Source organism: Agromyces sp. NPDC060279, assembly GCF_042726785.1.
Classification (GTDB): Bacteria; Actinomycetota; Actinomycetes; order Actinomycetales; family Microbacteriaceae; genus Agromyces.
The window spans coordinates 460758-483177 of record NZ_JBHXBK010000002.1; the positions used below are offsets into that span (position 1 = coordinate 460758).

Below are 22420 nucleotides of genomic sequence, written 5' to 3' on the forward strand. Positions count from 1 at the left end.
AACAGTGTGCCGCACGCGGGGTCGGCGCCAGGCATCCAGGACCGTGAACACTACGACCGAAACGACCGCAACGACCCTTACGACGCTTACGACCGCAGTGTTCCGCCTGACGGAAGCCGGGCCCTAGCTTCGTGCCGTACCGATCGACCGGCCAGGGTGGCCGGCGCTCAAGGAGGAGTCTTGCGATCAGCATCCGGACCGCGGTCCGCGGTCCTTTCCCGACCCATGGCACGGCGCTCCGGCGCCGCCGCCCTCGCCCTCGCGGCCGGACTCGGCCTCGCGGCCTGTTCCGGCACCGGAGCGCAGCCCGCCGGAGGAGGCGACGCGGAGGCCGTGTCGTTCGACGCCGTCCAGCTCATCGCCCCGGCCGACCCCGGCGGCGGCTGGGACCAGACCGCCCGCGCCCTCGGCGAGGTGCTCACCGGTGAAGACCTGGTCGCCAAGGCCCCCGTGGAGAACATCGGCGGTGCGGGCGGCACCGTCGGTCTCGCGGCGCTCGCCAACGAGAAGGACCCGGCGACCCTCATGGTGACCGGCCTCGTGATGGTCGGTGCGGTCGAGACGAACGCCTCGCAGTCGCGCATCGAGGACGTCACCCCGATCGCCCGGCTCACCGAGGAGCCGCTCGTCGTGGTCGTGCCCGCCTCGTCGTCGTACGAGACGGTCGACGATCTCGTCGACGCGATCGTGAAGGAGGGCGCCGCGATCTCCGTCACGGGCGGCTCGGCGGGCGGCGCCGACCACATCCTGGCCGGCATGCTCGTCACCGAGGCCGGCGTCGACCCCGCCGAGGTGCCGTCGACGCTGAACTACATCCCGAACTCGGGCGGTGGCGAGGCGGTCACGATGCTGCTCGGCGGCACCGTGCAGGCCGGCATCTCCGGCGTCGGCGAGTTCGCCGAGCAGGTCGAGGCGGGCGAGCTGCGTGCGCTCGCCGTCTCCTCGGGCGAGCCGAGCGAGCTCCTGCCCGAGGTGCCGACCCTCGTCGACGAGGGCTACGACATCGAGCTCACCAACTGGCGCGGGCTCCTCGCCCCTCCCGGCATCGACGACGCCGACCGCGAGGCGCTGGTCGAGCTCGTGACCGAGCTGCACGCCTCCGACGCCTGGGCGAAGACCCTGGCCGACAAGGGCTGGAGCGACGCGTTCCTCGTCGGCGACGAGTTCCAGGAGTTCCTCGACGGCAACATCGCCGAGGTCACCGAGACGCTGCAGACGATCGGCCTGGGCGCGAAGTGACCACCGAGACTCCGGACCCCGCCGGCGCCCCCCGCCCGGCGGGGGCCGGACCCCGCCGGCCGATCGGCGAGCTCGCATTCGCGGTCGTCTGCGCGCTGCTCGGCGTCGGCGTGATCGTCGGCGCCGGGGCCATCCGCGTTCCCCCGGGCTCGGCGAGTGTGCTCGGCCCGCGCGTCTTCCCGTACTTCGTCGGCGCCCTGCTGCTCGTCGCCGCGGTCGCCGTCATCGTCGCGATCGCGACGGGGCACCGCGGGCAGCCGGACGACGGGGAGGACGTCGACCCGAACGCGAAGACCGACTGGCGGGCGGTCGTGCTGCTCGTCGCCGTGTTCTGCTCGCAGCTCGTGCTCATCGAGTTCGTCGGCTGGCCGATCGCGATCGCCGCCGTCTTCGCCGGTGCGGCGCTCACGCTCGGCGCGAAGCGCTGGTGGGTCGCCGTGCTCGTCGGCCTCGGTCTCGGCCTCGCCACGCAACTGCTCTTCGGGTCCTGGCTGGGGCTCTCGCTCCCCGCCGGCCCCCTGCTCGACTGGATCCCGATCTTCAATGGATAGTCTCGCCGCCCTCCTCGAGGGCTTCGCCACGGCCCTGCAGCCGCAGTACCTCCTCTACGCGTTGTTCGGCGTCTTCGTCGGCACCGCGGTCGGCGTGCTCCCCGGCATCGGACCGGCGATGACCGTCGCCCTGCTGCTGCCGCTCACCTACTCGCTCGATCCCACCGGCGCGCTGATCCTGTTCGCCGGCATCTACTACGGCGGCATGTACGGCGGCTCGACCACCTCGATCCTGCTGAACACGCCGGGGGAGTCGGCGTCGATCGTCACCGCGCTCGAGGGCAATCGGATGGCGAAGGCCGGTCGCGGCGCGGCCGCCCTCGCCACGGCCGCCATCGGCTCCTTCGTCGCGGGCACGATCGCCACCGTGCTGCTCACCTTCCTCGCGCCCGGCATCGCGAAGCTCGCGGTGCAGCTCGGCCCGGCGGACTACTTCGCCCTGATGGTCGTGGCGTTCCTCACCGTCGGCGCGCTGCTCGGCTCGAGCGTGCCGCGCGGGCTCGTCTCGCTCGGCCTCGGGCTCATGCTCGGGCTCGTCGGCACCGAGGTGCTCTCGGGGCAGCAGCGCTACACCTTCGGGGTGCCGAGCCTCGCCGACGGCATCGACGTCGTGCTCATCGCCGTCGGCCTCTTCGCGCTCGGCGAGACGCTCTACGTCGCGTCGCGGCTGCGGCACGGCGCCGTGCAGCTCATCCCGGTCACGCGCGGATGGCGCAGCTGGATGACCCGCAGCGACTGGCGCCGCTCGTGGAAGCCGTGGCTGCGCGGCACGGCGATCGGCTTCCCGATCGGCACGATCCCGGCCGGCGGTGCCGATGTCGCGACGTTCCTCTCCTACGCGAGCGAGCGCAAGCTCGCCAAGGGCCGCGCGCGCGAGCAGTTCGGGCGCGGTGCGATCGAGGGCGTCGCGGGTCCGGAGGCCGCGAACAACGCGGCGGCGGCGGGCGTGCTCGTGCCGCTGCTGACGCTCGGGCTGCCGACCACGGCGACCGCGGCCATCATCATCTCCGCGTTCCAGTCGTACGGCATCCGCCCGGGCCCGCTGCTCTTCGAGAACCAGTCGGGCCTGGTCTGGGCGCTCATCGCGAGCCTCTACATCGGCAACGTGCTGCTGCTCGTGCTCAACCTGCCGCTCGTCGGCATGTGGGTGAAGGTGCTGCGCATCCCGCGGCCGTACCTCTACGCCGGCATCCTCGCCTTCGCCGGTCTCGGCGCGTACGCGCTGCACTTCAACGTGTTCGACACCCTCACCCTGCTCGTCGTCGGCGTCGCCGGCTTCCTCATGCGCCGCTACGGCTACCCGGTCGCGCCGATGGTCGTCGGCGGCATCCTCGGGCCGATGGCCGAAGAGCAGTTGCGCAAGGCGATGGCGATCAGCCAGGGCGACCTGCTCTACCTCGTGCACAGCCCGTTCGCGATCATCGCCTACTCGACCATGGCCGTGATCGTGCTCGGCGGCGTCTGGCTGAAGCGCCGGCGAGCGAAGCTCGAGGCCGCGCCGAAGCTCGTGCCGACCTCGGCGATCCAGGCGATCGACGACGCGAGGAAGTAGTCGCAGGCGCGGGCCGCGGGGCCCCGTGACGATCGCCCGGGATCGTCGCGGGGCCCCGCGGAATACCCGCCGACTCCGAGCCGTTACATGTGACGAGTTCACACGGGAAATCCAGTGTGCAAGGCTAGAGTCTGACTCACGGGAGACGTCGGTTAGACTGACCCTCCCATTCCGGTCCAACCGGACCGAGAGGCAGAAGAGAAGGAGGTTCCGATGGTTCTGGTTCGTCAGGAGATCGGCGATGTGCTGAGGGACTTCCGGCTGCAGAAGGGGCGCACCCTCCGTCAGGTGGCGTCCAAGGCCTCCGTCGCTCTCGGCTACCTCAGTGAGGTCGAGCGCGGGCAGAAGGAGGCGTCGAGCGAGATTCTCGCGTCCGTCGCCGAGGCGCTCGACACTCCCATCTCGGTGATCATGCACGAGGTCGGCGATCGCATCGCCGTGCTCGAGGGCCTCACCGCGGTGCCCGACAGCCTGCCCGACGAGCTCGTCGCCGAGTTCGACGCAGACATGATGGTGCGCTGAGCCCCGCGTTCAGTGCTCCCCGATTTCCCGAACGGCCGGTCCTCGACCGGCCGTTCGGCTGTTCCGGCCGTGTGGCCGCCAGGAGGTCGACGTGAAGCTCAGTGAGTTCCAGCTCGCCGTCGCCGAGGAGTTCGGCGAGGGCTACGGCGGGGTTGTGGTCGCCGATCTGGCGCTCGCCCCGTTCGGCGGGCGCACGGCGAAGGAGGCGCTCGCCGACGGCGTGCCGGCCCGCGAGGTCTGGTCGGCGCTCTGCGAGGCGACGGATGTGCCGCTGGCGCGCCGACACGGGCCGGCGATCCGCGAGCCGCGCGCCACGAGCTGATCCTGGCCGAAGATCTGTTCGACACGCCGCGGCGGGTTCGAACATGCGTTCGGTGCTGCGGTACTGTCCTCAACAGGTGAGGTGATCCCGGATCCGTCCACGGTTCACCGCCTCCGGCACTCGGTGTCGGTGGTGGTGACTAGCGTCGGAGGCGTCGGATCTTCCGATCCGAACCCGCCTTGTCGCAAGGCGGGCGGGGTCACGGCCCCGCTCGAGGCGCGACAGCCTAGAGGCAGCCGACCGACTCAGAAGGAGCCCACCTCATGCCCTCTCCCGCAGACCGCGAGAAAGCCCTCGAAACCGCCCTCGCCCAGATCGACCGCCAGTTCGGCAAGGGCTCCGTCATGCGCCTCGGCAGCGAAGAGCGCGCCCCGGTCGAGGTCATCCCCACCGGTTCCATCGCCCTCGACGTCGCGCTCGGCGTCGGCGGCCTGCCCCGCGGCCGCATTATCGAGATCTACGGCCCGGAGTCCTCGGGAAAGACCACGCTCACCCTGCACGCCATCGCCAACGTGCAGCGCGCCGGCGGCATCGCCGCCTTCGTCGACGCCGAGCACGCGCTCGACCCCGACTACGCGAAGAAGCTGGGCGTCGACATCGACTCGCTCCTCGTCTCGCAGCCCGACACGGGCGAGCAGGCGCTCGAGATCGCCGACATGCTCGTCCGCTCCGGCTCCATCGACCTCGTCGTCATCGACTCCGTCGCGGCGCTCGTGCCTCGTGCCGAGATCGAGGGCGAGATGGGCGACTCGCACGTCGGTCTCCAGGCCCGCCTCATGTCGCAGGCGCTCCGCAAGCTGACCGGTGGGCTCAACCAGACGAACACCACGATGATCTTCATCAACCAGCTCCGCGAGAAGATCGGCGTGTTCTTCGGCTCGCCCGAGACGACCGCGGGCGGCAAGGCGCTGAAGTTCTACGCCTCAGTCCGCCTCGACATCCGCCGCATCGAGACCCTGAAAGACGGCACCGAGGCGGTCGGCAACCGCACCCGCGTCAAGGTCGTCAAGAACAAGATGGCCCCGCCGTTCAAGCAGGCCGAGTTCGACATCCTGTACGGCGTCGGCATCTCCCGCGAGGGCTCGCTCATCGATTACGGCGTCGACCAGGCCATCGTGAAGAAGTCGGGCGCGTGGTACACGTACGACGGCGACCAGCTCGGTCAGGGCAAGGAGAACGCGCGCAACTTCCTCCTGCAGAACCCCGACATCGCCGCCGACATCGAGCAGAAGATCCTGGTGAAGCTCGGCATCGGCAAGCAGGGGCAGCAGGCCGCCGAGACGGGCGGCAACGTCGAGTCGATCGACGCGAAGCGCCGGGGCGCCTGAGTCCCATGGTCCGTCGGCACGAGCCGGGTGGTGGGCGCGAGCGCTCGGACGAGGTCGGTCAGCCGGCCGAGTCCGAGCGGCTCGCGCCCGTCGCGTATCTGCCGTGGGCGGTGCCCGGTGTCGAGCCGAGCGCGCGCGAAAGCGGTACGGGGGCGACCTCCGCGCGGCCGGCCGCATCGCGACCGGGTGACTCGCGCTCGTCGGTCTCTCGACCGAGTCGCTCGGGCTCGCGCTCGCGCGACTCGGCGGCACGATCGCCCCGGGGCAGCGAGTGGTCGCACCTCATCGCCGTGACGCCCGAGCCCGCCGACGAGGCGACGTTCGATGGCAGCTCCGCTGAGCACGACGAGCCGGGGCCCGAGCGCGACGAGCGCATCGACCGCATCGTGGTCGGCCGGCTTCGGCGTTCGGCGCTGTCGGTCGCCGAGGTGCGTGCCGTCCTCGTCGAGCACGGGCTCGACGACGTCGAGGTCGAAGAGTGGATCGAGCGCTACGAACGGCTGGGCTACCTCGACGACGCCCGGCTCGCCGAGCAGCTCGTGCACAGTCACGGCGAACGCCGCGGCCGGGGGAGCGGGGCGATCCTCGCCGAGCTCGCACGGCGCGGCGTCGACGTCGGCGTCGCCCGAGAGGCCGTCGGCGAGCTCGACCCCGAGGTGGAGCTCACGAACGCGATCGCGGTCGCCGAACGTCGGGCGCGGCAGCTCGGCGGACTCGACCGTGCGGTCGCCGAGCGCCGGCTCTCGGCGTTCCTCGCCAGGCGGGGGTATCCGGGCGACGTCGTGCGGGAGGCGGTGGCGACGGCGCTGCCTCGCGAACGCTCGTAGACTGGTGCGATCATGAGCACGCTTCACGAGGTCTCGCCGGGCGAGGCCGTCCCCGCCCAGGCAGAGTCCGCCCCGCGCACCTACGAGGTGCGCACCTTCGGCTGTCAGATGAACGTGCACGACTCCGAGCGGCTGTCGGGCTCCCTCGAGGCCGCCGGCTACGTCCCCGCGAACGGCGCCGAGGCCGACGTGGTCGTCATCAACACCTGCGCGGTGCGCGAGAACGCCGACAACAAGCTCTACGGCAACCTCGGGCACCTCGCCGGCGTGAAGCGGCGGCACGCGGGCATGCAGATCGCCGTCGGCGGCTGCCTCGCGCAGAAGGACAAGAACGTCATCCTCGAGAAGGCGCCCTGGGTCGACGTCGTCTTCGGCACGCACAACATGGGCGCCCTGCCGAGCCTGCTCGAACGGGCCCGTCACAACGACGAGGCGCAGCTCGAGATCCTCGACGCGCTCGAGGTGTTCCCCTCGACGCTGCCGACGAAGCGCGACTCGACCTACAGCGGCTGGGTGTCGATCTCGGTCGGCTGCAACAACACCTGCACCTTCTGCATCGTGCCGGCGCTCCGCGGCAAGGAGAAGGACCGCCGTCCCGGCGAGATCCTCGCCGAGGTGCAGGCGCTCGTCGACGACGGCGCCATCGAGGTCACGCTGCTCGGGCAGAACGTCAACTCCTACGGCGTCGAGTTCGGCGACCGGCAGGCGTTCGGCAAGCTCCTCCGCGCCGCAGGCACGATCGAGGGTCTCGAACGCATCCGCTTCACGAGCCCGCACCCTGCCGCCTTCACCGACGACGTCATCGACGCCATGGCCGAGACGCCGAACGTCATGCCGCAGCTGCACATGCCCTTGCAGTCGGGCTCCGACCGCATCCTGAAGGCCATGCGGCGCTCCTACCGCTCCGAGCGCTTCCTCGGCATCCTCGACCGGGTGCGCGCCAAGATCCCGAACGCGGCCATCTCCACCGACATCATCGTCGGTTTCCCCGGTGAGACCGAAGAGGACTTCCAGGAGACGCTGCGCGTCGTCGAGGCCGCGCGCTTCGCCTCCGCCTTCACCTTCCAGTACTCCATCCGCCCGGGCACCCCGGCCGCCACCATGGAGGAGCAGGTGCCGAAGGAAGTCGTGCAGGAGCGCTACGAGCGCCTCATCGCCCTCCAGGAGCGCATCTCCTGGGAAGAGAACCAGCGGCTCATCGGCCGCACCGCCGAGGTGCTCGTCGCGACCGGCGAGGGCAAGAAGGACGCCGAGACGCACCGGCTCTCGGGCCGCGCCGAAGACAGCCGGCTCGTGCACTTCGAGGTTCCCGAAGGCTCCGAGATCCCGCGGCCGGGCGACGTCGTCACCGTCGTCATCTCGCAGGCGGCGCCGTTCCACCTCATCGCCGACTCGCCCGACGGGGCACCGCTCGCGGTCCGCCGCACCCGCGCCGGCGACGCCTGGGACCGCGCGCAGGCTGAGAGCTGCGGCGTGCCGGGCGACGGCGGCGCGGCTGGGGCTCCCGGCCCGGTCTCACTCGGGCTGCCGACCGTGCGCGTCGCGCGCGAGCCGCTCGTCTCGCCGGGTGTCGGCACCATGCCGATCTACGACCCCACCGACGGTCAGCGCTGAGGTGACCCTCGTCGCGGTCGTCGGTGCCACCGGCACCGGCAAGTCGGACTTCGCGCTCGACCTCGCCGAGGCGGTCGCCCGTGCCGGCCGGCACGCCGAGATCGTGAACGCCGACGCCATGCAGCTCTACCGGGGCATGGACATCGGCACGGCGAAGCTGCCCATCGCGGCGCGCCGAGGCATCCCGCACCACCTCCTCGACGTGCTCGAGGTGACCGAGGAGGCCTCCGTCGCCGCGTACCAGCGCGACGCGCGCGCCGCCGTCGACCGCATCACCGCCGACGGAGGTGTCGCGGTGCTCGTCGGCGGCTCCGGCCTGTACGTCTCGAGCGTCATTCACGACTTCCGCTTCCCCGGCACCGACCCGGCGGTGCGCGCGCGGCTCGAGGCCGAGCTCGCCGAGCGCGGGCCGGGACTCCTGCACGCCCGGCTGCGAGAGATCGACGCCGAGACCGCCGCGGGCGTCGACGCGCAGAACGGCCGGCGCATCGTGCGAGCGCTCGAAGTCATCGAGGTGACCGGCGAACCCAAGGCGGCGCGCCTCCCCGACGAGCCGGTGCCGTGGCGCCCGCACCGCATCGTGCACCTCCGCAGCGAGCGGGCTGCGCTCGTCGCTCGGCTCGACGAGCGGGTCGAGCAGATGTGGCGCGACGGGCTCGTCGACGAGGTGGCGCAGCTCGTTCCCCGGGGACTGGAGCGCGGGGTGACCGCGCGCAAGGCGATCGGCTACGCGCAGGCGCTGGCCGAGCTGCAGGGTCGGATGCCGCGGGCGGAGGCGATCGCCGAGACTCAGCAGCTCACCCGGGTGTACGCGAGACGCCAGGTGGGCTGGTTCAAGCGGTACCGCGAAGCGGTCGTGCTCGACCCCCTCGACGACGTCGCTCGCGCCGCGGAGCTCGACCGCCTCGCCGCCCTAGACTGAAGCGCATGTCGTTCGATCTCAGGTTCACCAAGGGGCAGGGCACCGGCAACGATTTCGTGCTCTTCGCGGATCCCGAGGGCGACCTCGAACTGACCCCAGAGCAGATCCGGGCGGTCTGCGACCGGCGCTTCGGCGTCGGCGCCGACGGCGTCATCCGCGCGGTGCGCAGCAGCAACCTCGCAGCCGGAGCCGACGCCCTCGCCGAGGACGCCGAGGCCGTCTGGTTCATGGACTACTGGAACGCCGACGGTTCCGTGTCCGAGATGTGCGGCAACGGCATCCGCGTCTACGCCGCGTACCTCCTCGACCAGGGCCTCGCCGAGCTGCCCGACGGCGGCGAGCTCGTCATCGGCACACGCGCCGGCGTGCGGCGCGTGCGCCGGTCCGGCAGCGGCTACCAGGCCGACCTCGGCGTGTGGCGGCTCGCCGGCGGCGAGCCGCTCGTGCGCGCGAAGAACCTGCCCGTCGCCCGGCCGGGCCTCGGCATCGACGTCGGCAACCCGCACGTCGTCGTGGCCCTCGCCGACGAGGCCGAGCTCGAGGGCCTCGACCTCGGCTACCTGCCGGTGCTCGACCCGGAGCCCGAGGCCGGGGCGAACGTGGAATTCGTGGTGCCGGCCGACCCCCTCGTCGAGGACGGCGTCGGCCGCATCCGCATGCGCGTGCACGAGCGGGGCTCCGGCGAGACGCTGTCCTGCGGCACCGGCGCGGTCGCCTCCGCGCTCGCCGTCCGGCACTGGGCCGGGGCGGGCGCACCCGACACCTGGCGCGTCCAGGTGCCGGGCGGGGTGCTCGGCGTCCGCATGGTGAGCGCGCCCGACGGCGAGCGCGTCTCGCTCTCCGGCCCGGCCGAGCTCGTCTACGACGGCGTGCTCGCGCTCGCATGAGCGGCGCCGAGCGCCGCGAGTCCGCCCGCTCCGCCTTCCCCTGGTTGCTGCTCGTCGGCATCTCGCTCGTCGCGCTGAACTTCCGCGGACCGCTCGTCACGATCTCACCGGTCATCGGCGACATCGAGCAGAGCCTCGGCATCACGCCGACCACCGCTGGACTGCTGACGAGCCTGCCCGTGCTCTGCTTCGCCCTCGGCACGCCCGTCGCCGCGTGGACGATCCGTCTGAGCGGTGCCGAGCGGGCCGTCGCGATCGCGCTCATCGGCACGCTGATCGGCACGATCATCCGCTCCGGCGGCACGACGGCCGCTGCCTTCGTCGGCACCGTCGTGATCGGCATCGCCATCGCGATCGGCAACGTCGTCGTTCCCGTCGTGATCCGGCGCGACGTGCCGCCCGCGCGGGCGCAGCTCGTCACCGGCGTCTACTCGGCCATGATGAACGTCGGCTCGATGCTCACGATCGCCGCCACCGCGCCGCTCGCCGAGCAGATCGGATGGCAGTGGGCCACCGCGGTCTGGGGCGTACTCATCCTCGTCGCGCTCGCGGTGTGGGGCGTGCACCTCCGCCGCACGGTCGCGGAGAGCCGCGAGGCGAGAGCCGCGGAGGCGCTCGCCGTCACCGGCTCGATGCAGGCGGTGACGGGTCCCACCGGCGTCATCCCGGGGGAACGCTCGGCGTGGCGCAACAGCATGACCTGGCTGCTCGCCGCGGCCTTCGCCACGCAGTCCTTCTCGTACTACGGCCTGAGCGCCTGGCTGCCGAGCCTCTACGGCGACGAGCACGGCCTCGACGTGATCGCCGCGGGCAACGTCTCCTCGCTGTTCCAGCTTGCGGCCGTCGTGGGTGCGCTCGGCGTGCCGTTCCTCGGCCGCGCGCGCCCCGTCTGGCTGCAGCCCGCGATCGTCGGCGTGCTCTGGATGTCGCTCCCGCTCGGGCTGCTGCTCGCCCCGGACGCCTATCTGCTCTGGACCGTCACCGGCGGCATCGCCCAGGGCGGCGGCTTCGTCGTCATCATCGCCTCGGTGGTGCGGTTCACGCGCACCGACCGGGAGACGACGCAGATGTCGGCGCTCGTGCAGGCCGGCGGCTATCTGCTCGCCGCGACCGCGCCGCCCGTGCTCGGCGCCCTGCACGAGTCGACCGGCGCCTGGACGGCGCCGCTGCTCGCGGTGCTGGTCGCGACGAGCGGATTCCTCGTGCTGACGAGCACGGCGGCGATCCGCGCGGCGCGCACCGGCGCAGCGGACTGATCGCGAGGTCCGAGCGCGGCGAACGCCGGGCTACGCGTCGGGCCAGCGCACCTCGATGAGGCGGAAGCCCTTGTCGGTGGCGCGTCGCTCGACCGCCGTGCCGCTCGGCAGCGTCTCGCCGAGCCAGCGCTGCAGCGAGTCGGCGCCGAGGTTCTTCTGCACGACGAGCCAGGCCGAGCGACCGGCCTCGAGGCGCGGCAGCCAGGTGGTGAGGAGCTCGTGCAGCTGCGGCTTGCCGATGCGGATCGGCGGGTTGGACCAGATCGCGCGGAACGCGACGTCGTCGGGAACATCGCCGGGCAGTACGGCGTTGACATTGTGGAGCCCGAGCCGCGCGGCGTTCCGCCGCACGAGGTCGAGCGCCCGCTCGTTGACGTCGACGGCCCAGACCGTCGCCTCGGGGGAGCGCAGCGCGAGCGTCAGCGCCATCGGCCCCCACCCGCAGCCGAGGTCGAGCAGCTGGCCGTCGGCGGGCGGCTCGGGAGCGTGGTCGAGCAGCACGCGGGTGCCGTGGTCGACGTGCTCGGGGCTGAACACCCCGGCGGCGGTGAGCAGCTCGAGTTCACGCCCCGCCAGGCGCACCCGGACGGTGCGCAGCGCGTCCTCCGACGCGGGCTTGGACGAGAAGTAGTGCTCCTGAGACATACAGGGGAACCTATCGCACGAGGGAGAAGTAGGCTGGACACGATGAACGAAGCCCCAGAACAGCACCCCGACGACGCCGTCGAGCGCGTGCTGCGCTCGGCCGACACGCGCGCCGGCATCGCCCGGTTCGGTGCCGAGGCCGCCGCAGCCATCCAGAAGGACGGCGCGGATGCCTCGCCGTGGCAGTCCACCGACGGCGAACAGCTCGACCGTGAGGAACGCGCGGCGCTCCGCCGCGTGAGCGGCCTGTCGACCGAGCTCGAAGACGTCACCGAGGTCGAGTACCGCCAGCTGCGGCTCGAGAACGTCGTGCTCATCGGCGTCTACTCGCAGGGCTCGCTCGACGACGCCGAGACCTCGCTGCGCGAGCTCTCGGCCCTCGCCGAGACCGCCGGTGCCCGGGTGCTCGACGGCGTGCTGCAGCGCCGTCCGCACCCCGACCCCGCCACCTACCTCGGTCGCGGCAAGGTCGAGGAGCTGCGCCACATCGTGGCCTCCCTCGGCGCCGACACCGTCATCGCCGACACCGAGCTCGCACCGAGCCAGCGCCGTGCGCTGGAGGACGCGGTGAAGGTGAAGGTCATCGACCGCACGGCCGTGATCCTCGACATCTTCAGCCAGCACGCGAAGAGCCGTGAGGGCAAGGCCCAGGTCGAGCTCGCGCAGCTCGAGTACCTGCTTCCCCGTCTCCGCGGCTGGGGCGAGTCGATGTCGCGCCAGGCCGGTGGCCAGGTCGGCGGCGCCGGCGCGGGCATGGGCAGCCGCGGTCCCGGTGAGACGAAGCTCGAGCTCGACCGTCGGCGCATCCACTCCCGCATGGCGAAGCTCCGCAAGCAGATCGTCGGCATGAAGCCGGCCCGCGAGGCGAAGCGGGCCAACCGCAAGCGCAACGCGGTGCCGTCCGTGGCGATCGCCGGCTACACGAACGCCGGCAAGTCGAGCCTCCTGAACCGCATCACCGGCGCGGGCGTGCTCGTCGAGAACGCCCTCTTCGCGACCCTCGACGCGACGGTGCGGCGCAACACCACCGCAGACGGCCGGGTCTACACGATCGCCGACACGGTCGGCTTCGTGCGCAACCTGCCGCACCAGCTCGTCGAGGCGTTCCGCTCGACGCTGGAGGAGGTTGGCGACGCCGACCTCATCGTGCACGTCGTCGACGCCGCGCACCCCGACCCCGCCGGACAGATCGCGACCGTCCGCGACGTCATCGGCGAGGTCGGCGCACGCGATGTGCCCGAGCTCGTCGTGTTCAACAAGGCCGATCTCGTCACCGCGGAGGACCGCCTCGTGCTGCAGGGCCTCGAGCCCGACGCCGTGTTCGCGTCCGCGCGCACCGGCGAGGGCGTCGAGGCCGTGCTCGAGGCGATCGGGCGGATGCTGCCCGACCCGGCCGTCGAGGTCGAGCTGCTCGTGCCCTACGAGCGGGGCGACATCGTCTCCGCGTTGCACGAGACCTCGCGGGTGCTCGAGCTCGAGTACGTCGAGGAGGGCACCCGGGTGCGCGCGCTCGTCTCGCCCGAGCTCGCGGGCCAGCTCGCCGAGTTCCGGGCGCCGGTCGCCGCGTAGGCCGGAGCCGCACCGCCGCGGGAGGCCGGGTCATCCGGCGTCCCGCGGCGTCATCCTCGGTCATACTCCTGCGCGCCCGGCGCGGTCGGCGTATCGTCGCTCTTGATCGTCGGCGACGGGCCGGATGCCCGCCGCCAGGAGCGACCGCCGAGCCCGGCACCCGCCCCCGAGACCCACCCGCCGCAGCGCGGCGGTGGTCGCGGCAAGCCGTGCCATCGCCCATGCGGCATCCCGTCGAGGAGCCAGCATGACCGGAGCCGCAGGCGACTGTCCCGGCCGCCCGCCGATCTCCTTCGAGCTGTACCCGCCGCGCAGCGATGCCGCGGCGATCGCGCTCGGACGCACGATCGATCGGCTGGCCGAGGTCGACCCCGCCTTCATCTCCGTGACGTTCGGCGCCGGCGGCTCCTCGCGCGGACGCTCCCTCACGGTGCTCCGGTACATCCTCGAACAGACGCACGTCGAGCCGATGGCGCACCTCACCTGCGTCGGCTCCTCCCACGCGGAGGCGAACCGCATCGTGCGGGAGTTCCTCGACGCGGGGATCACGAGCTTCCTCGCGCTCCGCGGCGACCCGCCCGAGGGCGGCGACCCGGACGCCGGCCTCGGCGACCTGGGCTCGGCCGCCGAGCTCGTGCAGCTCATCCACCGGGTGCAGGAGGAGCGCGAGCCCTTCGGCCAGGCCGGGGTGCCCGGCGCTCCCGGCGCCCGGCGGATCCGCGCCCGGCCGCGACCCGAGCGCGTCGCCGTCGCCGCCTTCCCGACGGGGCATCCGCGCTCGCGCGGCCTCGCCCAGGACGTCGACGCCCTCCTCGCCAAGGAGGTCGCCGGGGCGACCCTCGCGATCACCCAGCTGTTCTGGCACGCCGAGGACTACCTCGGCTTCGTGGAGCGGGCGCGCGCGGCCGGGGTCTCGATCCCGATCCTGCCCGGCCTCATGCCCGTGACGACGCCGGCCCGCCTCGCCCGGCTCACCGAGCTGACGGGTGTCGAGCCGCCGGCCGAGCTCGCGATCGCGCTCGAGATCGAACCGGACGCCGCAGCGCGCGCGGAGATCGGCGAGGCGCACGCGGCGGCGCTCGCGGCCGCGGTGCTCGAGGGCGGGGCGCCCGGCCTCCACCTCTACACCTACAACCGGCACGAGACGGTGCGCTCGGTGCTCGAACGGATCGGCATCCACTCGGCCACGACGCACGGCTGAGCCCGAACGAAGACCCGGCCCGAGGCATCCCGCCCCGGGTCTCCCCGGCGACCCGCGATCCCGCGGTGCTTCGTCGACCCCGCAGCACGACGAAAGGACCCAGCACATGACCGCACCCGCCTTCCCCGCGGGCACGATCCTCGGCTACCCGCGGATCGGCCGCCGCCGCGAGCTGAAGCGCGCCGTGGAGGCCTACTGGGCCGGACGCATCGACCGCGCCGAGCTCGAGCGGCGGACCGCCGAGCTGCGGTCGGCGACCCGCGCCCGGCTCGTCGAGCTCGGGCTCGGCGGTGACGACTCGGCCATCCCCGACTCCTTCGCCGTGTACGACCAGGTGCTCGACACCGCCCTCGCCGTCGGCGCGGTGCCCGAGCGCTTCGGGCACCTCCGCGCGGCCGACGGCTCCGTCGACGTCGACGGCGAGTTCGTGCTCGCCCGCGGCGAGGTGGGGCAGCCGCCGCTCGAGATGACGAAGTGGTTCGACACGAACTACCACTACCTCGTGCCCGAGATCGCCCCGGGAACGGCGTTCGGCACCCACCCGGAGCGGCTCGTGACGCGCTTCGCGGAGGCGCTCGGGGAGGGCGTGCTGACCCGCCCGGTGCTCGTCGGACCGGTGACGCTGCTCGCGCTCGCGAAGCCGGCCGCGGAGGCGCCGGAGGGCTTCCGGCCGCTCGATGAGCTGGAGCGGCTGCTCCCCGTGTACGCCGAACTCCTGGCGCGCCTCGCCGAGGCGGGCGCCGCGTGGGTGCAGCTCGACGAGCCGGCCCTCGCGAGCGAGAGCCTCGACGAGAGTCCGGCGCGTCTGCGCGAGGCAGCGGCGCGAGCGTACGCCGTGCTCGGGGCCGCGGCGCGGCGCCCGGCGCTCTTCGTCGCGACCCCGTACGGGGGAATCGGCGACGGACTCGCCGTGCTCGCCGCGACGCCCGTCGAAGCGATCGGTCTCGACGTCGTGCGCGGCGAGCTCCCGAGCGCACTCGACGGGGCCACGCGGGCCGCCCTGGCGGACAAGACGCTCGTCGCGGGCGTCGTCGACGGGCGGAACATCTGGCGGGGCGACCTCGCGGCGGCCTTCGATCGCGCCGCGGCGCTCGACGGGCTCGCCGGCTCGCTCGCGATCTCGACCTCCACCTCGCTCCAGCACGTGCCGCACGACCTCGCGGACGAGCAGCGGCTCGACCCGCGGCTCGTGAGCTGGCTCGCCTTCGCCGATCAGAAGGTCGCCCAGGTCGCGACGCTCGCGCGCGGGCTCGCGGACGGGCGGCAGGCGATCGAGACGGAGCTCGCGGAGGCCTCGGCCGCCCTCGTCGACCGCGCCGGCGCGCCCGGGGTGCGGGTACCGGCGGTGCGCGCGCGGCTCGCCGCCCTCTCCGACGGCGACTTCGCCCGCGTCGACTACGACGCCCGCGTCGAGGCGCAGCGCGACCTCGGGCTGCCGGAGCTGCCGACGACGACGATCGGCTCCTTCCCGCAGACGGGCGAGCTCCGTCGGGCGCGGGCCGCGCTCGCCGGCGGCGAGCTCGACGAGGCGGGCTACCGCACGCTCATCGAGCAGGAGATCGAGCGGGTGGTGCGCCTGCAGGAGGAGCTCGGCCTCGACGTGCTCGTGCACGGCGAGCCGGAGCGCAACGACATGGTGCAGTACTTCGCCGAGCTGCTCGACGGCTTCGCGGTGACCGAGCACGGCTGGGTGCAGTCGTACGGTTCGCGCTGCACGCGGCCCTCGATCCTCTGGGGCGACGTCTCCCGCCCCGCACCGATGACCGTGGGCTGGTCGGCCTACGCCCAGTCGCTCACCGAACGGCACCTGAAGGGGATGCTGACGGGGCCCGTCACGATCCTGGCCTGGTCGTTCGTGCGCGACGATCAGCCGCTCGGCGACACCGCCCGCCAGGTGGGACTCGCGCTCCGCGACGAGGTCGCGGACCTGGAGGCCGCCGGCATCCGGATCATCCAGGTCGACGAGCCCGCGCTTCGGGAGCTGCTGCCGCTGCGCCGCGCGGAGCAGCCCGCGTACCTCGACTGGTCGGTCGGGGCGTTCCGGCTTGCGACGGGCGGGGCCGCGCCGGCGACGCAGGTGCACACCCACCTCTGCTACTCCGAGTTCGGCGTCGTCATCGACGCCATCCGGGGCCTGGATGCCGATGTCACGAGCATCGAGGCCGCGCGCAGCCGGATGGAGGTGGTCGAGGACCTCGGCCGCAGCGGCTTCGACCACGGGGTCGGCCCCGGCGTGTACGACATCCACTCGCCCCGGGTGCCCGGCGAGGACGAGGTCCGCGAGCTCCTGGAGCGCGCGGTCGCGGAGGTGCCGGCGTCGCGGCTCTGGGTGAACCCGGACTGCGGCCTGAAGACGCGCGGCTACGACGAGACCGTCGCCTCGCTCGCCAACCTCGTCGGCGCGGCGCGTTCGGTGCGGGAGTCGCTCGCCCGAGCCTGAGCGGGTCCGCCCGTCGGGCGTGAGACGAGGAACGGCCCGGGATGCCTCGCATCCCGGGCCGTTCCGCGTGCCTGGCGGCGTCAGACCGCGCGGAGCACCGCGACGACCTTGCCGAGCACCTCGGCGTCGTCGCCCAGGATCGGCTCGAAGGCGCTGTTGCGGGGGAGGAGCCAGGTGTGGCCGTCGCGCTGCCGGAAGACCTTCACCGTCGCCTCCTCGTCGAGCATGGCCGCGACGATCTCACCGTTCTCCGCGGTGCGCTGCGAACGCACGACGACCCAGTCGCCGTCGCAGATGGCCGCGTCGACCATGGAGTCGCCGACGACCTTCAGCATGAACAGCTCGCCCTTGCCCACGAGCTGACGGGGGAGCGGGAAGACCTCGTCGATCTGCTGCTCGGCGGTGATCGGGATGCCGGCGGCGATCCGGCCGACGAGCGGCACCATCGCCGCGTCGCCGACGGGGATCGGCTCGCCCTCGCTCGGCTGGCGTTCGTCGCTGCCGGGGAGCTCGATCAGCACCTCGAGCGCGCGGGGACGGTTCGGGTCGCGGCGCAGGTAGCCGGCCAGTTCGAGCTGGTTCAGCTGGTGGGTGACGCTCGAAAGCGAGGACAGGCCCACGGCGTCGCCGATCTCGCGCATGCTCGGCGGATAGCCCCGCGTCGCGACGGAGCGCTGGATGACCTCGAGGATCGAGATCTGCTTCGCGCTCAGGCTCTTGCGGCGGCGCGCACGTGCGGCCGGTTTGCTGCCCTCGGTCTCGGTGCTCACGTGCTGACGCCCCTCGTCGGCGGTCTTGCGACCGGAATGTCGGTGGTCCCTGATGGACTCTGTTCTGACATTCGAAACTGTATCCGCGCAACGCGGGTGCGGCAAACATTCCTTCGAGTGTGTCGCGAATCCGAGGCGGCGCAATGTTCGAAGAACGGCTTGCAGATTCGAACAATCGAAGATAGATTCGGAACACAGCTTCGCATCCGGCCCTCCCGGCCGAGGGCCGGGTGCGATTCTCCTGGAGGTGTTGAGATGAGCGCAGTGATCGCAAGCGGTGCCGAGTTCACCGCGAACGGCTTCGCAGGTGCCCGCACGCGGCTTCGACTGACCCGACGCGGTCGGGTCGTGTTCACGTCCCTCGGGGCGCTCCCGCTCGTCATCTGGGCGGCGCTGAGCGTGCTCGGCGCAGGAGTCGCAGCGGCCGACGACGCCGTCGGCCCGGGCGCGAGCTTCGAATACGTCACGGTCGGCGCCGGCGACACCCTGTGGGAGATCGCCGAGGCGACCGACCCCGGGGCCGATCCTCGCGTGGTCATCGACGACATCATCCGGTTGAACGGGCTCGACTCCTCGGTGGTCGAGCCGGGCCAGCGCCTGGCGCTTCCCGCCGCGAACTGAGCGCTCCGGCACCGCCGCACCACGGCGTCACAGGGTGCCGCGCATCACTAGCATGAAGTGGTGACGAGCTTCGAAGATCTGCCCATCCGCGATGACCTCAGAGGGCGTTCGCCCTACGGAGCGCCGCAGAAGGTCGTTCCGGTCGCGCTCAACGTGAACGAGAACACGCACCCGATTCCCGAGGATGTGGCGCACGACATCGTCGCGCGAGTTGCGGCGGCCATCCTCCAGCTGAACCGGTACCCCGACCGGGAGTTCACGGAACTGCGCGAGGCGTTCGCCCGCTATCTCGGACACGGGCTCACGCCCGAGCAGATCTGGGCGGCGAACGGCTCGAACGAAGTGCTGCAGCACCTGCTGCAGGCGTTCGGCGGCCCCGGGCGCCGGGCGCTCGGCTTTTCGCCCACCTATTCGATGTACTCGCTGCTCGCCTCCGGCACCGGCACGGAGTGGGTCGACGCCCCGCGCGACGCCGACTACGAGTTGAGCGCCGAGACGGCCGTCGCGGCCATCGAGCAGCACGACCCCGACGTCGTCTTCCTCTGCGCGCCGAACAACCCCACCGGCACTCCGGTCTCGCTCGACACGATCCGCGCGGTCGCCGATGCCGCCCGCGGCATCGTGATCGTCGACGAGGCCTACTTCGAGTTCGCCGACCCCGGCACGCCGAGCGCCCTCGAGCTCCTCGAGGGCCGGCCGCGCCTCGTCGTCTCGCGCACCATGAGCAAGGCCTTCGCCTTCGCGGGCGCGCGGGTCGGCTACCTCGCCGCCGACCCGGCGCTGATCGACGCCCTCCGTCTCGTGCGGCTCCCGTACCATCTCTCCGCCCTCACCCAGGCCGCGGCCCTCGCCGCCCTCGCGCACAGCGGCGAGATGCTCGCGATGGTCGACGAGATCCGCGGCCAGCGCGACCGCATCGTGCGCGAGCTCGGCCGGCTCGGCTTCCGCGCCTACCGGAGCGGATCGAACTTCGTGCTGTTCGGCGGCGTCGACGAGCCGGCGGCGCTCTGGCAGGCGCTCCTCGAGCGGGGCGTCCTGATCCGCGACATCGGCCTGCCCGGCAGCCTCCGGGTGAGCGCGGGCACGGAGGCGGAGACGACCGCGTTCCTCGAGGCGATCGCGCTGTTCGCGCCGAGCGCCGCGAATAGGATCGGAGCATGACCATGGCGAACCAGCACCGCACGGCCCGCGTCCAGCGCGAGACGAGCGAGTCGAGCATCGACCTCTCCATCGATCTCGACGGTACCGGCACGAGCGACATCGAGACGGGCGTCCCGTTCTACGACCACCTGCTCACCGCCTTCGCCAAGCACTCGCTGAGCGACCTCACGGTGCGCGCCAGCGGCGACGTGCACATCGACGTGCACCACACCGTCGAGGACACGGGCATCGTGCTCGGCCAGGCCATCCGCCAGGCGCTCGGCGACAAGCGCGGCATCTCGCGCTACGGCGACGCGCTCGTCCCGCTCGACGAGGCGCTCGCGCAGGCCGTCGTCGACATCTCGGGCCGGCCGTACCTCGTGCACACGGGCGAGCCCGAGGGCTTCGAGTTCCACCTCATCGGCGGCCACTTCACGGGGTCGATGGTGCGCCACGTCTTCGAAGCCATCACGTTCAACGCCGGCCTCACCGTGCACGTCCGCGTGCTCGGCGGACGCGACCCGCACCACATCGCCGAGGCCGAGTTCAAGGCGTTCGCGCGGGCGTTCCGGCAGGCCAAGGCGCTCGATCCGCTCGTCGTCGGCATCCCGTCCACGAAGGGCGCGCTGTGAGCCGCACCCGGCGCGTCGTCGTCCTCGACTACGGCTCCGGCAACGTCCACTCGGCGGCCAAGGCGCTCGAGCGGGCGGGGGCCGACGTCGAGGTCACCGCGGCCCGCGCGGCGGTCATGGAGGCCGACGGGCTCGTTGTGCCCGGCGTCGGCGCCTTCCGCGCCGTCATGGAGCAGCTCCGCGCCGTGCGCGGCGACGAGCTCATCGATCGGCGACTCGCGGGCGGACGCCCCGTGCTCGGCATCTGCGTCGGCATGCAGGTCATGTTCGAGCGCGGCGTCGAGCGCGGCACCGACACCGAGGGGCTCGGCGAATGGCCGGGCGAGGTCACCGAGCTGCCGGCCGAGGTGCTGCCGCACATGGGCTGGAACACGGTGACCCCGGATGCGGGCAGCGCGCTCTTCGACGGCATCGAGGACGAGCGCTTCTACTTCGTGCACTCCTTCGCCGCCCAGCAGTGGAGCCTCGACGTGATCCCGCCGTTCCCGCAGCCCTCGCTCACCTGGGCCGAGCACGGAGGCCGTTTCCTGGCGGCGGTCGAGAACGGCCCGCTTTCCGCGACGCAGTTCCACCCGGAGAAGTCCGCGGATGCCGGCATCCGCCTGCTCTCCAACTGGATCGGCACCCTTTCCTGACCAGCGCGACGCCCCGGCGTCCCGACCCTGACCGTCACGTGTCAACGGCGGCCGCCGGCCGCGACTAGGATGCTGTGACTGTGCCCGAGTGCCGCACAGCGGCCTTCTCTCCGAGGACAGTGATGAGCGAGTTCAACCACACCCCCCGCCTGGTGCTCCTGCCGGCCGTCGACGTCGCCGGCGGCAAGGCCGTCCGCCTGACCAAGGGGGAGGCGGGCACCGAGACCAACTACGGCGACCCCGTCGACGCCGCGGCCGAGTGGGCCGACCAGGGCGCCGACTGGATCCACCTCGTCGACCTCGACGCCGCCTTCGGCCGCGGTTCGAACGCGGGCATCCTGAAGAAGGTCATCCGCCAGGTGCGCGGCGTGAACGTCGAGCTCTCCGGCGGCATCCGCGACGACGCCTCGCTCGAGAACGCGCTCGAGATCGGCGCGAAGCGCATCAACCTCGGCACCGCGGCGCTCGAGAACCCCGAGTGGGCTGCCTCGGTGATCGCCCAGTACGGCGAGGCCATCGCGATCGGCCTCGACGTGCGCGGCACGACCCTGGCCGCCCGCGGCTGGACGCAGGACGGCGGCGACCTCTGGCAGGTCATGGACCGCCTGGAGGAGGCCGGGGCCGCCCGCTACGTCGTCACGGACGTGACCAAGGACGGCACGCTGCAGGGGCCGAACCTCGAGCTGCTCCGCCAGGTCATGGAGCGCACGCACCGCCCGGTCGTCGCCTCCGGCGGGGTCTCGAACCTCGACGACATCGCGGCGCTCCGCGAGCTCGTGCCGCTCGGCCTCGAGGGCTCGATCGTCGGCAAGGCGCTCTACGCCGGCGCGTTCACGCTCGCCGAGGCCCTCGACGTCGCCGGCTACTGACGGCGTTCCGATGAGCGACGCCGAGACAGCCGACCGCGACGGTCGGGACGGCGCACGGGAGCTTCCCGCGCACCTCACCGACTCGGCGGGCGTGCCGTGGGCCGGACGCGCCTTCGAGGCGAATCCGCACGCCGGTGACGACGGCTCGACCCCGCCGGAGCTCGGGGCGGCGCTCGCCCGGTTCCGCGACGGCGACGGCTCGCAGGCGGCCGTGGTCGACGCGTTCGGCCGCGCGCGGCTGCTGATCCCGCTCCTCGCGGAACTCGGTGACCCGTCGGCCGGTTCGGGGGAGCCCGGCGGTGCCGACATCGGCCCGCACGGCCACGCGGTCGACAAGAGCCAGGAGCTCTCGATCGTCACGGTGGAGGCGCCGGACGGCCGGCGCGTGCTGCCCGTGTTCTCCTCCGTCGAGGCGATGCGCACCTGGAACCCGGAGGCGCGGCCGGTTCCCGCCGACGGCGTCCGGGTGTGCCTCGCGGCGGCCGACGACGGCACGGAGCTCGTGGTGCTCGACCCGGGCTCGGGGAACGAGTTCGTGCTGCGCCGGCCCGCGGTCTGGGCGGTCGCCCAGTCGCACGACTGGGTGCCGCCGTTCGAGTCCGTGCCGGTGCGGCTCGCCTTCGAACGCTCGATCGGCAGCGAGCTCGCGGTGCTCGGCATCGACCTCGCCGCGGGCGACCCGCTCGCGCAGCTCGCCGGTCCCGAGCTCGTCGTCGTGCTGCACCTCGTCGAGGGGCTCACCCGCGAGGAGCTCGACGCCACGACCGCCCGGCTCGCGCGTCGCTGGGCGGAGGACGACGCCATCGCGACCGGCGTCGACTCGCTCGCGGTGCGCCTCGTGGGCGGTCGCGCCGCCTGAAGGGCGGCAGTGTCGGCGG

At 72.6% G+C, this 22420-nt stretch carries 22 protein-coding genes; 20 read left to right on the top strand and 2 right to left on the bottom strand.

Annotation, left to right across the window (positions count from 1 at the left end; all coding sequences use genetic code 11):
• Positions 1-225: 225 nt before the first annotated feature.
• The 11 genes from ACFWE1_RS10840 (at position 226) to ACFWE1_RS10890 (ending at position 11020) form a co-directional block, all read left to right on the top strand.
• Entirely contained in the window at positions 226-1239 is a 1014-nt protein-coding gene (locus ACFWE1_RS10840) for a Bug family tripartite tricarboxylate transporter substrate binding protein (RefSeq protein ID WP_376933460.1), read from the top strand.
• On the top strand, positions 1236-1790 hold the full coding sequence (locus tag ACFWE1_RS10845; protein WP_376933461.1) for a tripartite tricarboxylate transporter TctB family protein: 555 nt from the start codon (positions 1236-1238) through the stop codon (positions 1788-1790). Before ACFWE1_RS10840 ends, ACFWE1_RS10845 begins: the two co-directional genes overlap by 4 nt.
• Entirely contained in the window at positions 1783-3342 is a 1560-nt protein-coding gene (locus tag ACFWE1_RS10850) for a tripartite tricarboxylate transporter permease (RefSeq protein WP_376933462.1), read from the top strand. The genes ACFWE1_RS10845 and ACFWE1_RS10850 overlap by 8 nt, the downstream gene beginning before the upstream one ends.
• A gap of 213 nt (positions 3343-3555) precedes the next feature.
• On the top strand, positions 3556-3864 hold the full coding sequence (locus tag ACFWE1_RS10855) for a helix-turn-helix domain-containing protein (RefSeq protein WP_189086033.1): 309 nt from the start codon (positions 3556-3558) through the stop codon (positions 3862-3864).
• A 91-nt stretch (positions 3865-3955) separates the two neighbouring features.
• Entirely contained in the window at positions 3956-4186 is a 231-nt protein-coding gene (locus ACFWE1_RS10860; RefSeq protein WP_376933463.1) for a DUF3046 domain-containing protein, read from the top strand.
• A 263-nt stretch (positions 4187-4449) separates the two neighbouring features.
• Entirely contained in the window at positions 4450-5514 is a 1065-nt protein-coding gene (recA, locus tag ACFWE1_RS10865; RefSeq protein WP_230766598.1) for a recombinase RecA, read from the top strand.
• Between the two features lie 290 nt (positions 5515-5804).
• A complete protein-coding gene (locus ACFWE1_RS10870) occupies positions 5805-6341 on the top strand; it encodes a regulatory protein RecX (RefSeq protein WP_376933464.1) in 537 nt (178 codons plus the stop codon).
• A 12-nt stretch (positions 6342-6353) separates the two neighbouring features.
• Positions 6354-7955 carry a tRNA (N6-isopentenyl adenosine(37)-C2)-methylthiotransferase MiaB gene (gene miaB, locus ACFWE1_RS10875; protein WP_376933465.1) on the top strand — a complete coding sequence of 534 codons (1602 nt, stop codon included), beginning with the start codon at positions 6354-6356 and terminating at the stop codon, positions 7953-7955.
• 1 nt (position 7956) lies between these two features.
• Positions 7957-8877, top strand: coding sequence for a tRNA (adenosine(37)-N6)-dimethylallyltransferase MiaA (miaA, locus tag ACFWE1_RS10880; RefSeq protein ID WP_376933466.1), 921 nt, complete (start codon positions 7957-7959; stop codon positions 8875-8877).
• Between the two features lie 5 nt (positions 8878-8882).
• Positions 8883-9764, top strand: a complete 882-nt coding sequence (gene dapF / locus ACFWE1_RS10885) for a diaminopimelate epimerase (RefSeq protein ID WP_376933467.1) — start codon at positions 8883-8885, stop codon at positions 9762-9764.
• Positions 9761-11020 carry a CynX/NimT family MFS transporter gene (locus ACFWE1_RS10890; RefSeq protein WP_376933468.1) on the top strand — a complete coding sequence of 420 codons (1260 nt, stop codon included), beginning with the start codon at positions 9761-9763 and terminating at the stop codon, positions 11018-11020. Before dapF ends, ACFWE1_RS10890 begins: the two co-directional genes overlap by 4 nt.
• A 30-nt stretch (positions 11021-11050) precedes the next feature.
• On the opposite strand, the gene ACFWE1_RS10895 is transcribed toward ACFWE1_RS10890, so the two are convergent.
• Positions 11051-11665, bottom strand: a complete 615-nt coding sequence (locus ACFWE1_RS10895) for a class I SAM-dependent methyltransferase (protein ID WP_376933469.1) — start codon at positions 11663-11665, stop codon at positions 11051-11053.
• A 42-nt stretch (positions 11666-11707) separates the two neighbouring features.
• Between ACFWE1_RS10895 and hflX the strand changes: the two genes are divergently transcribed.
• The 3 genes from hflX (at position 11708) to metE (ending at position 16875) form a co-directional block, all read left to right on the top strand.
• A complete protein-coding gene (gene hflX, locus ACFWE1_RS10900; RefSeq protein ID WP_376933470.1) occupies positions 11708-13234 on the top strand; it encodes a GTPase HflX in 1527 nt (508 codons plus the stop codon).
• Positions 13235-13481: 247 nt separating this feature from the next.
• Positions 13482-14435, top strand: coding sequence for a methylenetetrahydrofolate reductase (locus ACFWE1_RS10905; protein ID WP_376933471.1), 954 nt, complete (start codon positions 13482-13484; stop codon positions 14433-14435).
• 106 nt (positions 14436-14541) lie between these two features.
• Positions 14542-16875, top strand: coding sequence for a 5-methyltetrahydropteroyltriglutamate--homocysteine S-methyltransferase (gene metE / locus ACFWE1_RS10910; protein WP_376933472.1), 2334 nt, complete (start codon positions 14542-14544; stop codon positions 16873-16875).
• A gap of 80 nt (positions 16876-16955) precedes the next feature.
• Here metE and lexA read toward each other — a convergent pair whose 3' ends face one another.
• A complete protein-coding gene (gene lexA, locus ACFWE1_RS10915; RefSeq protein ID WP_243568624.1) occupies positions 16956-17645 on the bottom strand; it encodes a transcriptional repressor LexA in 690 nt (229 codons plus the stop codon).
• Positions 17646-17900: 255 nt separating this feature from the next.
• Here lexA and ACFWE1_RS10920 point away from each other — a divergent pair, with 255 nt between their 5' ends.
• From ACFWE1_RS10920 to ACFWE1_RS10945, 6 genes are all read left to right on the top strand, one after another.
• Positions 17901-18266 (top strand): LysM peptidoglycan-binding domain-containing protein, encoded by a 366-nt coding sequence (locus ACFWE1_RS10920; RefSeq protein ID WP_376933473.1) that lies wholly within the window; start codon positions 17901-17903, stop codon positions 18264-18266.
• 60 nt (positions 18267-18326) lie between these two features.
• Positions 18327-19427, top strand: coding sequence for a histidinol-phosphate transaminase (locus ACFWE1_RS10925; RefSeq protein WP_376933474.1), 1101 nt, complete (start codon positions 18327-18329; stop codon positions 19425-19427).
• A 2-nt stretch (positions 19428-19429) separates the two neighbouring features.
• Positions 19430-20038, top strand: coding sequence for an imidazoleglycerol-phosphate dehydratase HisB (gene hisB, locus ACFWE1_RS10930; protein WP_189086190.1), 609 nt, complete (start codon positions 19430-19432; stop codon positions 20036-20038).
• The gene (gene hisH, locus ACFWE1_RS10935) at positions 20035-20673 is read left to right on the top strand and encodes an imidazole glycerol phosphate synthase subunit HisH (RefSeq protein ID WP_376933475.1); all 639 of its coding nucleotides are present in this window, start codon (positions 20035-20037) and stop codon (positions 20671-20673) included. Before hisB ends, hisH begins: the two co-directional genes overlap by 4 nt.
• Before the next feature lie 122 nt (positions 20674-20795).
• Entirely contained in the window at positions 20796-21542 is a 747-nt protein-coding gene (gene priA, locus ACFWE1_RS10940) for a bifunctional 1-(5-phosphoribosyl)-5-((5-phosphoribosylamino)methylideneamino)imidazole-4-carboxamide isomerase/phosphoribosylanthranilate isomerase PriA (protein ID WP_376933476.1), read from the top strand.
• Positions 21543-21552: 10 nt separating this feature from the next.
• Positions 21553-22401 carry an SseB family protein gene (locus tag ACFWE1_RS10945; RefSeq protein WP_376933477.1) on the top strand — a complete coding sequence of 283 codons (849 nt, stop codon included), beginning with the start codon at positions 21553-21555 and terminating at the stop codon, positions 22399-22401.
• The last annotated feature ends 19 nt before the right edge of the window (positions 22402-22420 follow it).

Excerpts from the sequence above, each read along its gene's own strand:
- ACFWE1_RS10840 (WP_376933460.1), top strand. The coding sequence starts at position 226 with ATGGCACGGCGCTCCGGCGCCGCCGCCCTCGCCCTCGCGGCCGGACTC.
- hflX (WP_376933470.1), top strand. The coding sequence starts at position 11,708 with ATGAACGAAGCCCCAGAACAGCACCCCGACGACGCCGTCGAGCGCGTG.
- recA (WP_230766598.1), top strand. The coding sequence starts at position 4,450 with ATGCCCTCTCCCGCAGACCGCGAGAAAGCCCTCGAAACCGCCCTCGCC.
- ACFWE1_RS10920 (WP_376933473.1), top strand. The coding sequence starts at position 17,901 with ATGAGCGCAGTGATCGCAAGCGGTGCCGAGTTCACCGCGAACGGCTTC.
- hisB (WP_189086190.1), top strand. The coding sequence starts at position 19,430 with ATGGCGAACCAGCACCGCACGGCCCGCGTCCAGCGCGAGACGAGCGAG.
- ACFWE1_RS10905 (WP_376933471.1), top strand. The coding sequence starts at position 13,482 with ATGACCGGAGCCGCAGGCGACTGTCCCGGCCGCCCGCCGATCTCCTTC.
- priA (WP_376933476.1), top strand. The coding sequence starts at position 20,796 with ATGAGCGAGTTCAACCACACCCCCCGCCTGGTGCTCCTGCCGGCCGTC.
- ACFWE1_RS10850 (WP_376933462.1), top strand. The coding sequence starts at position 1,783 with ATGGATAGTCTCGCCGCCCTCCTCGAGGGCTTCGCCACGGCCCTGCAG.
- dapF (WP_376933467.1), top strand. The coding sequence starts at position 8,883 with ATGTCGTTCGATCTCAGGTTCACCAAGGGGCAGGGCACCGGCAACGAT.
- miaB (WP_376933465.1), top strand. The coding sequence starts at position 6,354 with ATGAGCACGCTTCACGAGGTCTCGCCGGGCGAGGCCGTCCCCGCCCAG.
- ACFWE1_RS10890 (WP_376933468.1), top strand. The coding sequence starts at position 9,761 with ATGAGCGGCGCCGAGCGCCGCGAGTCCGCCCGCTCCGCCTTCCCCTGG.
- ACFWE1_RS10895 (WP_376933469.1), bottom strand. The coding sequence starts at position 11,665 with ATGTCTCAGGAGCACTACTTCTCGTCCAAGCCCGCGTCGGAGGACGCG.
- ACFWE1_RS10855 (WP_189086033.1), top strand. The coding sequence starts at position 3,556 with ATGGTTCTGGTTCGTCAGGAGATCGGCGATGTGCTGAGGGACTTCCGG.
- metE (WP_376933472.1), top strand. The coding sequence starts at position 14,542 with ATGACCGCACCCGCCTTCCCCGCGGGCACGATCCTCGGCTACCCGCGG.
- ACFWE1_RS10945 (WP_376933477.1), top strand. The coding sequence starts at position 21,553 with ATGAGCGACGCCGAGACAGCCGACCGCGACGGTCGGGACGGCGCACGG.